Raw genomic sequence first — 12,153 nt, 5'->3', positions numbered from 1 at the left:
AAAATGGCTCTTTATGAGCCATTTTTTATGTGCGTTTTTCATATCGTAAACAATAGCTTTTAAGTTGCGTTACTACATCGTTGAAGCAGGTCTCGAGACTTTGCATTTCATTGTTATCAATAGAGTCATTTTCTGCATACGTTTCGATCTGCTGGCATATATCAGCCAGTTTAATAGCCCCTACCGATTTTGACGACGACTTTAAGGCATGGGCCTGAAAAGCCAAATCAACATAATTTTTACTCTTAGCATACGCATTAGCTAATTTAATTTGCTCCCCTGCCGTTTGTAAAAACGCATTAAACACCATGCAGTGCACAGTAGGATCATCACCAAGCATTGCTTTTAATAACGTGATATCTAGTTGATCAAAACTATCTGAAGCTATATTTTCACCATCAGATTTTTCTGATCGCGTGTTGACCACTGTTTGAGAGTGCTCCATCAATAACGACTTTAATTTAACAAGCTCAATGGGCTTGGTTAAAAAGCCGTTCATTCCACAATCATAACAATTATCTATATTGTTTTTGGTAATGTTGGCCGTAATTGCAATTATAATCAGTTTATCAAAATGAGTGTTTTCGCGTATTTTTTTGGCTAACCCTAACCCATCGAGTAAAGGCATTTGAATGTCGGTTAGTAAAATATCGAAGTGCTTATTTTGCAGAGTTTCCCAAGCTTGTTCCCCATTACTTACAAAAGTAGAACACACTCCAAGCATGGTTAATTGCTGCCTTAATACTTGCTGATTTGTAACCTGATCCTCTGCTACTAAAACCTCAAGCGTAGGAAGAGTTACTGTATCTAAACTTTGAAGTGTTATTTGAGGAGATTGCACTTGTGCTGGCAAGTCAGTTTGCTCAAAGCTGTTAAAGTTTAGTGTAAAACAAGAACCTTTGTGCTGCTCACTTTGCGCGCTTAAAGAACCCTGCATACGCTCTACCAGCTGCTTAGTTATCACTAAACCAATACCCGTACCGTTCACTTTACTGGTTTCAGCTCCTAAACGGTCAAAAGGTTTAAATAAGCGAGAAATATCATCTGGAGCAAATCCACATCCGGTGTCTGTTACATCTATTTCGCATTGTTTATTACTTAACACCCGGCAATTTATATTAATGCTGCCATTTGGTTTGTTGTATTTAATCGCATTTGAAAGCAAGTTAAGCATCACTTGTTTAAAGCGGCGCTGATCAATATAAATACTCAACCCTTCTAAGGACTCGAAACCTTGGGTATGCAGTGTTATTGATTGCCCTTTAACAAGCTCAGTGACAAGCTCTACTGACTCCTCTAATATGCTTTTAATAGGCACATAAGAAAAACTAAACTGCATATTACCCGACTCAATAGCGGTTAAATCAAGTACATCGTCTATAAGTAATAGTAAATGTTCTCCAGCTTGATAAATGCTTTTCGCGTTTTCTTTTTGTACTTTATTAGCACTCTCATCATATCCATACAGCTGGGCTAAGCCTAAAATTGCATTTAATGGGGTTCTTAATTCGTGGCTCATACTGGCCATAAAATCTGACTTTGCTTTACTTGCTGACTCAGCTTGAATTCGTAATACATTTAATTTTTGATGGTTATTAGCAACCTCATCAACCATGTTATTAAATGCACTTATTACACTGCCCACTTCGTTTTGTTGTTGTTTATCTATGTGGCAGTCAAAGTCACCTTTGGCTAAACGTGAAAACCCCCGTTTTAACGTCCTCAAAGGCGATGTAACCCTGTAATCCACCAGCCAAGCTAAACCTATAAAAACGATAACTAAAATAATAAATTGTATATATATTAGGATGTAATGAAGTTTTGAAGATTCGTTTATCTCATTCGTAAAATTAACAACCAAGCTAATATTAGCCAGCGGTTTATCTAAAAACACCACCTGCTGAGATAACAACATGTCGCCGTTTTCATTTGCTCCAACCCAGTTTTCAAGCGGGTATAATTGGTTATTTGAATCCACATCAACAATTTTAATACTTTTCCAATTAGGGCGAGTTTGGAGTTGGCTGTCTATTTCTTCATACAGCTCTGCATACTGCCTAGTTAACAACGGAGTCGTTATAGAAGTCGATAACTGCGCTAAAGAACGCTGAGCAGCCTTTGAAAGCCCATCGTTTACCCAACGCGCTTGCTCAGGTAAGGCGTAAAACATAAAAAGACAGGCCATAAGCAAGCCACAAAGCAATACAACAATAAAGCTTTGTGCCCTTAGACTACGAAACCCTCTAATTTTCAACATAAAATGAGCGCAAGCCCCACTGAGTTAACTGCTGATACTCTGCTAAAGTTGCAATACTAGGTTTAATAATTGGGATACCTGCAAGTAAATGTTTATGCTCTGAGCTTTGCCCAATATCTAAAATAGCTTGTTGCACTTTTAACTGTATTGCAGGGTCAACCCTTGGGTGGGCTACAATTGGATGGCGACTAATTTCACGCGTTTTATAAAGAATTTTAAGCTTATTTTGCAGGCTTTCTGGTTGTTGTTTAAATGTGCCCATTACACCACCGCCCGCCATTGTTGAATGCAGTGCTACATTTAAATATACCGAAGGGTGGGTTTGTACATATACAGGCTTTATTGTTAGCCCATACAACAACGCTAAGTCGGCTCTCATTAATAATGACGCACCTAATGCATTAGGTGCAGGGAATGCTATTTCGGCGCCCTCTAGTTGGCTTAAATTATCAATACCACTGTCTTTGTTTACGAGCAAAATACCTTGCAGCTTTCGCCCTGCATCTTTTATTAGTGGCAAATATCCCTGTTTTCCATATGCTACAACACTGTGCCATGGATTCATGTATGCAAAGTCGTAGTCGCCATTAGCAAAGGCTTTTTCAAATACCGGAATAGACTCAACTGTAATTAGCTTTATTGATACCCCTGTTTGCTTACTTACTTGCTTTAACAAAGGTTGCCAAATAGCATTTAGCTTTTGCGGCTCATATTGCGGCACTACACCAAAGGTATATTCTTGAGCCAATAAGAGTGAGCTGTGCATCAAACATAATATAGCCACTAAATACTTCATCAATTCTCCAAATAATAGCGTGTCATTATTGTTTAAGCGTAGTTAAAGACTACTCAACACACCATAAAATTATTATATATTCGATATTTAGCACTGACCCACTTTGATTACAGGTAGTTTTGGAGTGTATTTTTATGTGTGAGCATATGATGTAAATTAATAAAGATGTCGTAAGTACTTTTTAGGCCGGCTTTATTGATTAGCCAAGCAGGGATTGATCCATGAGGCAAAGCTGGTTGGTATTTCGCTCATCTGCGCTTTTACTTCAAAAATATTATCACTGTGGCTTTGATAATACACACTTACGCCATTTTTGTTTTTATACAAATGCCATGTTGGCTCAGCGTAAGTGTTAAAACTAACTAATAAAAGAATAACGAATAAGCACTTTTGTAACTGAATTTCATTACAAAAGCGCATCATTTATTTTTGCCAGTAAGGTTCTATGTCAAATGAAGCAAGGCGACTTTGCTCCATCGCACTAACCAAATATTCAGACTTTTGTTCAAGCCATGACTGGATTTTAGCAAGCTGTTCGTCTTCTTGCCCAGCACATAACTGCTTTAAATACTCAAGCGTACTTAACTCATAAATACCATGAGAAATATCAAGCCAAGGCAATCTAAACTCTAGGCGTTCTTCTTTATCAAATAACGATCCTAAGCAGTTACCGCTCAGTAAACTATTTTCAAGTTGAGTGCGCAGGTTTAAATACGAAGCGACATCGAGTGTTTGTTCTTTAGGGAGTAATTCGTGCAGATTTTTCCAGTCTTTATTAAAAAGCCTACTCGCAATGGACGACACGTTTTGCTCAGCCGCTTGAAGCTCTATTTGCCCCCAATCTTTACGCCACTGTTTATCAATTAACCACGTAGTTAACGACAGTAATAAACGATTATAACGCGCGCTATGAAACAGTGCATTTATATCGTCAATGCTTGGCTGTAACTCTTTTAAATCACCAATGACTTGAGTAAGTGCTGGAGCAGCATTAATTTTTTTATAAAAAGCATGGCGTTTAGACGTGTACGTTTTTAATTGAATCGCGTTTTCTACCCACGCTAATTCGCTTAATAACCATTTAAGCTCTGTACGTAAATGTTCTGTACTTTCTTTGGATACTATATCGTCGTACAGCCAAAAAGTATGGCGTATTAGGCTAATGCCGTCAGTTACGCGTTTAAGCGTTTTTAAACTTGGCTTATCGAAATAGCATTGCTCATGCTTTTGCACAAAGCGAATGCCAAAGTTCATGGCTTCAACTAAAGCACGCTCTTGGGTAGTCGACTTTGGTAATTGAACAAAACCAATAGATTTGCTTGGTGTTAAAGGTTTTTCATCTGCAAGGCGATAACCACGCGCGGCCTTAGAGTATAATCCTAAACGGATACAGTTCTGGCTAACCAGTACATCTGCAAACGCAAACAACTCATTACGACTGCCCTCAACAAGCTCAATTTCAAGCTCGCTAATAATTTCAATTTTACCCGAAGCCGCAATTTCACCTTTATCGAGTACAACTTCAATTTTAGCGCCACTTTCGGTTTCAATTAACCAAGTACGACGAATAAAGTTAGTACTAAATATTGGATACAAGTTTTTTGAGATTGCGCTTATTTGCATGCCATGAGGCCAAATATCAGCATCAAACGCCATTAAATTAGGGCGACTTGATTCAATTGGTAAATTGTACTCTGGACGTTGGTGTAAACCACCTACAACTTCACCTGCAAGCTTTATAGTTTGCTCGCATTCGCTGTCAGAACAGCGAGTTCTAAAGCCTATGTCAAGCGCTCTAAGCTCTCGGCTTGGCGTGTCGTAGTATGCATTTTGTAAGCTGCGTGACGGTTTATTCTTCACCGTTTTTGCAAATTGAGTAATTAACGAGGGGATCAGTGGAATAACGGCATCTGATACCAAAAATTTCAGTTCTATCTCAGTATCCATTCGGTTTGCGGATTACCTTTAAAATAAATAAGTGCTCAAAATAAACAAAGCACACTAACAATGCAAATTTTTTAGCCTTATTTTAGTGCCTGTTGACCTTTGTGGATTAAAATTCGTTCTATCTAGAGGCAATTTAATCGCGGGGCGAGGTTTGTAACCTAGTGGGCTAGGTAACTGCTACTGGGTTACAATATCAGTCTTGCTATTGAGCTATTTAATCCATACTATCTAACTACTTATGTGAAATGAAAATCACGTTCATAACGGACGCAGTTAGATCAACAAGGTAGATAAATGCTAAAACATTGTTTATTAGGGCTACTTTTAACAGCCACCACATTTATGAGTTATGCAGAAGAAGCAAAACCTGCAAATTCAACTAATGCAAACACCGCTTATATTATCGATAATTTATATACTTTTATGCGCTCTGGTGCGAGTAAGAATTATCGACTACTCGGCTCTGTAGATGCTGGAACAAAGTTAACCTTGTTATCTGCTGAAGAAAACGGCTTTATAAAAATTAAAGATGATAAAGACCGCGAAGGTTGGATAGAAACTAAGTTTGTTACCAAAACGGCAGGTTTACACCAACAGTACAAAACACTCAGTAGCGAAATGAGCACTATGCAAGAAAACCTGCGCCAAGCTCAAATAGAACTTCCGCAGCTACAAGAGCAAAACCAAACTTTAACTGATCAAAACCTGCAGTTATCGGCCCAAATTACTAAGCTTAAAACGACGCTAGAACAAGAGCGCACCCAAAAAGAAGCTGCTAGCTCAAAAGAGAAACGTCAGCTACTTACTTACGGTGGTGCTATTGCGTTTTTAGGCCTGTTTTTAGGTATTATATTAACGATAGTGTTGTCACGTCGTAAGCGCTACGAAGGTTGGGCATAACCCCCTCTTTCTATAGAATACAAAAAAGCCGCTTTATAGCGGCTTTTTATTCTCTGTATTTTCATGCAGTTCGAGTTTTGGTGCACTCATACCTTTGAGTAACCGACCAAATATATCAGCGCCGGTAATAATGCGCTTCACATCACTCCACACTAACACCACATCGTGATCAATGGCCCCATCAAACGATTTATCTAAAGAATGACTAGCCCGTATTTTTAAAATAACTTCACTCAGGCGCATCGCTTCATCAGCAACAATAATAGGTCTATGACAATAATGATAAGGATCGAACGTCTCTGGTTCAAACAAGGCCGAACGTAAAAAGCCGTCAGCATCTACCACTAATAAAGGCCAACCGTCTTCATTGGTAATGATCACCCAGTTATAACCTGACTTATGTAGTTTTCGTAAAAACTCATTATCAGTCGTTAATGTAAGGTCTGGGAAAATAGGCAAATCAAGCTTAGTAGGCAAAGCAATAATAGAGTCTGGATCAATTATCTCCCCCTCTTTGGTTACGCTTATTTCATCTAAGCTAAAAAAGTTAAGCGCGCCTATTCCCTCAACGTGCTGAACATCAGCCTCTTCTGCTTCTATGTGTTTGCGAATAATACCTCTGAGCTCACTTTCAGCAAAGTACGTAATCCCCTCTTTACCTAACCATGCATCGAGAATTAAAGCCGTTGGCTTAGCAACTATATAAAACAGAATCTGATAAAACTTAATTAACGGCGAAAGTAGGCTCGCCATTTTTAGCGCATTACGCGAAAAATAAGCCTGCGGTGTTATTTCACCAATAATAGTAATTGCGATAGTTGAGAATAAAAACGAACTTGCGCCCATTAATACCGAATCAGAAAGTAGTGTAAGTAGTACGTTAATACCTACGTTGCCCCACAAAATAGTCGATAATAAAAAGTTAGAGTCGTTTCGAAGGGCCATCACTTTTATGGCCGCCTCGTTCCCTTTTGCACTTTCCATTTCGAGCTGAAGCCTACTTAGTGAAAAAAACGCTAAGTTTAAGCCCGAAAATATTGCCGATTGTGAAATACACAAAGCAATTGCACACCAAATCATGACTTCAAAGGTCATTGTATTTTCCTGTTAGTAATACCAATCCGCAATAATACTTAATCAATTTGAGGGGTTAAATCTGACGCTAACTACGTTAAAAATTTCTGATATAGAACAACTAAATAACGAAATTTTTGCCTTGTTATCGACACGATTTTCTTCCCTCAAAATAGAGCACTTAATTAAGCGAATTGGTATAAGGCTTATAAAAGCAATAAACTGCCTAAACCTAAAAAGGTAACAAACCCAACAATATCGGTAACGGTAGTTAAAATTACCGAGCCAGATAACGCAGGATCAATTTTCATTTTGTCTAAAATAGACGGAATAACAACACCCGCTAGTGACGCAGCGACTAAATTCAATAGTATGGCTACCGTAATCGTAATACTGAGCATTAAATCGTTAAACCATAAGAAGGTAAGCAGGCCTATTACAAACGCCCATACCAAGCCATTTACAGCGCCAACACGTAGCTCTTTTTTAAGTAACGCATTGCGGTTTGAATCTGTAACCTGTCCAAGCGCTAAACCACGCACAATAACGGTTAATGTTTGACTACCTGCGATCCCGCCCATAGAAGCAACCACTGGCATTAATACAGCTAGTGCTACAACCTGTTCTATAGTTGCGCCAAATAAACCGATGAACCAAGACGCTAAAAAGGCAGTAGCTAAGTTAATACCTAACCATATACCACGGTTTTTAGCACTTTTTCGCACACTTGCGAACAGGTCTTCGTCTTCACGTAAACCACCGGCTTTAGCGGCTGCTTCATCAGCAATTTCTTGGCGTAATTCATAAGCAGAGGCAATGGTTAATCGCCCAAGTAATTTGTTATCAGCATTAACCACTGGCAGTGCCATTTTTTCACTGTGAATCACCACCTCTGCCGCTTCATATAAATCATCATCAGCATGGAGCGATGAAAAGTCATGATTTGCCAATGTCATTAAGTTATCGGTGTCGCTGGCTTTTATTAAATCATTTACCGCAACCTCACCTATTAAACTACCCTTGCGGCTTACTAAATAAATAACTTCACTGTATTGCGGTAAACCTTTATGTAGCAATTTTTTAGCACCACCGGCTGTTAGCTTCTCCGATACTTTTAAAAAGTCAAAACCTAACCAGTGACCAAGTTGTTCTGGCGGGTATTGCTGCGCTAAATCATATTGTTTGGTTTGCGCTTCATCGAGTTGCTTTTTTGCATACTCAACAAATCGCTCTGGTATAACTTCTTCAAGTTCCAGTAGCTCTTCTACATTAACTTCATCAAGAAGTTTAAAAGCCTCAGTGTCTTCTAGTGTTTGCAGCAACCACAAGCAACTATCTTCACTTAAATTAACAAAAATTTCGTGTTGCGTGTCTTCGTCAAGCAACTGCCAAATTTCAAGTCGTTGTTCTTTTGGTATCGCCTCAAAAAGTAATGACAGGTGCTCTGTTGAAAGCGTTAACTGCGCATCTGCTAATAATTTATTTTTGCGTTCTGTTGTATCGCATTGCAATAAATCATTTATGAGCTGTGGAAGTTGGTCTACCGGATACTCAATCATCTTAAAACCTTAAAATTTAAAAGCGCACATTATTTATAGTCTACTTGAACAATAAAAAATTGCAGAAAAAACGTGAACTTATTAAGCATGCGCAAGCTATTTTTGCGCATTGTATGGGCAAACTAAATGCAGTACTAATATTTATTTTAAAAAATTAAAAAAACAGTAAAAGGAATTGTTTTTGAGGGATTAAACAACAAGTAAGCAAACCAAAGGGATTACTTATAATAAAAAAAATCCCATATTAGCTAGGCTAATATGGGCAAAATCACACAATGAATTAGGTGTTTTTAAATTACGGTTTGTGCTTTAAATTAAAGTCTATCAGTAATATTTCGTACTAAGTCTGAATCTACAAATTGAGTAATAAGTGCAGCGCCCCACGCATAGCCACGCTGTATTGGGTAACCTTTAAAAATCCAGCGTTTACGCACGTGATTAAAGCGCTCTAAATAGTCTTGCTTTTTTTGTGGTAGAGGTTGCTCACCCAATTTATTCCATGCTTTATATACACCTGACATGTCAGACCCTCGCATAAAGCGTTGCAACCAGCGCGGAAAACGTGAAAAGCTAATAGTGGACTGAAAATCAATAAAATAAGGTTTACCGTCTGCGCCACATAAAATGTTACCCATATTACGCAAGTCTAAATGCACGATGCCTTTACGATGCATTTTTGCTACTTGACGCTCAAGCTCGCTAAAAAAGCTTACTGGTAGCGTTTTATCTTCATGAATTAAAGCGCGCAGTGGCGTGCCTTCAATATAGTTATAAGCTACGGCTATCGGCGATAACCTACAAAAGCGGTTAGCGACTGCATCAAGCTCAGCTAAACGGCTCAATCCTTTATATTCTTGGTTTACAGATAGTCGCGCAAATGTTTTGCGGATAAATAACGGGCTTTGGCTAAAATCTTTAACAATTAAATCAAATTCATTATCTTTATATCGATACACAATCGCGTTAGCAAAACGTCCCTTATGGACAACACTTAAGTGATGTTGCATAAAAGTATGTTCTGGATATTGCTGCTGTAATTGTACTAACAAATTATTTTCAATCATAACAAACCTAACAAGATGATAACTTTAATTGCCTAGGCAACTATATTATCAAAGTTAGATTCTACGCACAATCAGATCAACTAATTAGCACGCTAACTTTCTGTTGAAACAGTATCGCTATTTTATTGATAATCTATTTGTGGGGGGAATTTCGGGTAATGTATCTAGATTATTTATAGCTTTAAATAATAAGTCTATTATTTGATTTTTTTCTGGCTCTGAAAAACCATTTAATGCTTGAGCATAGACTTCGTTTACTACAGGCATAATTTCAGGACAAAGAGCTTTACCTTTTTCACTTAAACACAAAATAGTTGAGCGCTTATCAAGCTCACATTGCGTTTTAATAATGAGTCCTTTTTCTTCAAGTCGGTTTAGTAAGCGGCTCATAGCGCCACGATCATAAACCATATACTCGCAAAGTCCTGCAAGCGTATTAACCGACTCTCTCGCAAGTAGTACAACCACAATATATTGCGCAGAAGTTAAGTCCATAGGAAGTAACTTGGCATCAACATGAATGGCTAATCTCGAGCGTAAAAAAGACACTAAACGCCCCAAGTCTTGCTCTGGCGCTAACTCTTCTCGAGTACAACGTTTAATTGATGGCATGTTTTGCATGGTTATTCCACTGTATAGGTATATTTGCATGCTGATAGACCTTAACACATACAAAAAATTCAATAATTTTTATAAAAACTAAGCAGCTAAAACTAAGCCACAAAAATAAAGCCGCTATTAGCGGCTTTTACTGTAAAGCTTTAAACTTTGTTAAATTTTAAACTGGCCAACAAGCTGGCCTAAGTTTTCACCACGCGCAGCTAAATGCTGGCCTACCGAAGAGGTAGTTTTGCTTGAAATAGTTAGTTCATTAACGATTTCTTGAATGGCAAATACATTACGGTTTATTTCTTCTGTAACGCTACTTTGCTCCAGCGCCGCTGTCGCAATTTGCGTACTCATGTCGTTAATTGATCTAACTGAGGTTGTTACCGCACCTAAACTTTCTGAAATAGCACGAGACGATTCTACTGAGCGATTACAACTATTCTGACTCGCTTGCATTGCGGCTACAGCATCCGATACTAAATTATGTAACTCACTCAACATTTCACTAATCTCTAATGTGCTAACTTGAGTACGACTTGCTAAGCTTCTTACCTCATCAGCAACAACAGCAAACCCTCGCCCTTGCTCACCTGCTCGTGCAGCTTCTATTGCAGCATTAAGTGCAAGTAAATTTGTTTGCTCGGCAATTCCACCAATTACGCTTAGTACACTATTAATCTTTTTAGATTGATCACTGAGTGAATCAACTTGTTCTGCGGCTAGGTTTATCTCGCCCATTAGGTTAGACACCTCACTGAGTGAAATATCAACACACTCTTGAGCTTTAGCAACTTCTTGCGTTGCCGCTTGGGTTGACTCTGCCACTTGATTCGTATTTTGAGCCACCTCATGAGAAGTAGCCGACATTTCGGTAATAGCCGTCGCAACAAGGTCTGTTTCATGATTGTGATTAAGTAGTTTGTCTTCAATTAATCGTGTTTGTGTATTTATATCACTAGAGGCTGTTTTTACATCGTGTGTTACATCAACCACATTGGCAATAATGCCATGTAGCTTACTTACAAACATATTAAATGCTTCGCCAAGTTGGCCTATTTCATCGTTAGTATCAATGTCTAAACGTTTGGTTAAATCGCCCTCACCTTTAGCAATGTCGTCAAGGCTTTGCGCCATACGCTGTATTGGTTTTACCATTGTATTTGCGGCAACTAACGCACATATAATAGTTAACACAACCCAAAATAAAGCAATTAGCAATAAGGTCACTACCTTATCATTCATGTGCTCTTGCATTGCTGTTTGATATTTAAGTAGTTCTGCGTCTATATCATCCATATATGCGCCAGTACCAATCATCCAGTTTGTACCTGGGATCATTGCTGCATAGCCCATTTTTTCAACTAAGCCTGTGGTATTTGGTTTTTGAAAATGATAGTTAAAAGCGCCACCGCCTTTTCTAGCTTGATCTAATAAACCCACTATTATTTTTTTACCGTTAGGGTCAGTCATCCCTATTTTGTTTTGCCCTTCAATAGCATCACCTAATAATGCATGAAAAACACTAACGCCATTTGTGTCGTATATAAAAAAGTAGCCACCTTGACCAAATGTTAAATCTCTTAAAGCGTTTTTAGCATCTTGCTCAGAGCCATTTGCTATTTGATAGCGCACAATTTTACTGGCAATTTCCACCTCGGTGCTTAGCAACGTTTGTTTGTCACTTATTAGTTTAGTTTGAAATGCTTCAAAATTTTGTTGCTGATTTTTATTCTCTAAATAATAAGAACTCAGCATCAAGCTAATCAAAAGTAGCATTAAGGGCAATATAGCTAATAACAACAGTTTGTTTTTCAAGCTTAAATTACTCATTATTTCTCCGGGGTATATAAATGCATATATAGCGACAATAGCCAAAAATTAAATTACGGCTGTTTACATTGTTTTATTGGGTTTAAAAGCATAGTAAATAAAAACAAATTGGTGGGA

Annotated in this window: 10 protein-coding genes; 1 reads left to right on the top strand and 9 read right to left on the bottom strand. The window is 38.1% G+C overall.

Going from position 1 to position 12,153, the window contains the following annotated elements:
- Positions 1-25: 25 nt before the first annotated feature.
- The 4 genes from I6E70_RS09425 to I6E70_RS09410 all read right to left on the bottom strand — a co-directional run bounded on the left by I6E70_RS09425 (position 26) and on the right by I6E70_RS09410 (position 5,000).
- Positions 26-2,257: an ATP-binding protein gene (locus I6E70_RS09425; protein ID WP_197188586.1), complete on the bottom strand. Its 2,232-nt coding sequence runs from the start codon at positions 2,255-2,257 to the stop codon at positions 26-28.
- Positions 2,244-3,053, bottom strand: a complete 810-nt coding sequence (locus I6E70_RS09420) for a phosphate/phosphite/phosphonate ABC transporter substrate-binding protein (RefSeq protein WP_197188585.1) — start codon at positions 3,051-3,053, stop codon at positions 2,244-2,246. The genes I6E70_RS09425 and I6E70_RS09420 overlap by 14 nt, the downstream gene beginning before the upstream one ends.
- A gap of 192 nt (positions 3,054-3,245) precedes the next feature.
- Complete coding sequence (locus I6E70_RS09415) at positions 3,246-3,476, bottom strand: hypothetical protein (RefSeq protein WP_231620089.1); 231 nt, start codon at positions 3,474-3,476, stop codon at positions 3,246-3,248.
- On the bottom strand, positions 3,477-5,000 hold the full coding sequence (locus I6E70_RS09410; protein ID WP_007584831.1) for a CYTH and CHAD domain-containing protein: 1,524 nt from the start codon (positions 4,998-5,000) through the stop codon (positions 3,477-3,479).
- A gap of 294 nt (positions 5,001-5,294) precedes the next feature.
- Here I6E70_RS09410 and I6E70_RS09405 point away from each other — a divergent pair, with 294 nt between their 5' ends.
- Positions 5,295-5,900, top strand: a complete 606-nt coding sequence (locus I6E70_RS09405; protein ID WP_007584830.1) for a TIGR04211 family SH3 domain-containing protein — start codon at positions 5,295-5,297, stop codon at positions 5,898-5,900.
- Between the two features lie 33 nt (positions 5,901-5,933).
- On the opposite strand, the gene I6E70_RS09400 is transcribed toward I6E70_RS09405, so the two are convergent.
- The 5 genes from I6E70_RS09400 to I6E70_RS09380 form a co-directional block, all read right to left on the bottom strand.
- A complete protein-coding gene (locus I6E70_RS09400) occupies positions 5,934-6,995 on the bottom strand; it encodes a DUF21 domain-containing protein (protein ID WP_197188584.1) in 1,062 nt (353 codons plus the stop codon).
- A 185-nt stretch (positions 6,996-7,180) separates the two neighbouring features.
- Positions 7,181-8,533 carry a magnesium transporter gene (locus I6E70_RS09395; RefSeq protein WP_007584828.1) on the bottom strand — a complete coding sequence of 451 codons (1,353 nt, stop codon included), beginning with the start codon at positions 8,531-8,533 and terminating at the stop codon, positions 7,181-7,183.
- Between the two features lie 314 nt (positions 8,534-8,847).
- On the bottom strand, positions 8,848-9,597 hold the full coding sequence (locus I6E70_RS09390; protein ID WP_007584826.1) for a hypothetical protein: 750 nt from the start codon (positions 9,595-9,597) through the stop codon (positions 8,848-8,850).
- Between the two features lie 117 nt (positions 9,598-9,714).
- On the bottom strand, positions 9,715-10,248 hold the full coding sequence (locus tag I6E70_RS09385; protein WP_231611873.1) for a MarR family winged helix-turn-helix transcriptional regulator: 534 nt from the start codon (positions 10,246-10,248) through the stop codon (positions 9,715-9,717).
- Positions 10,249-10,368: 120 nt separating this feature from the next.
- Complete coding sequence (locus tag I6E70_RS09380) at positions 10,369-12,036, bottom strand: methyl-accepting chemotaxis protein (protein ID WP_010554456.1); 1,668 nt, start codon at positions 12,034-12,036, stop codon at positions 10,369-10,371.
- Positions 12,037-12,153: the final 117 nt, after the last annotated feature.

It is taken from the genome of Pseudoalteromonas sp. NGC95, assembly GCF_015864705.1.
Taxonomy (GTDB): Bacteria; Pseudomonadota; Gammaproteobacteria; order Enterobacterales; family Alteromonadaceae; genus Pseudoalteromonas; species Pseudoalteromonas arctica.
The sequence above is the reverse complement of the archived record's forward strand: the minus strand, read 5'-3'. Positions and strand labels throughout refer to the sequence as shown.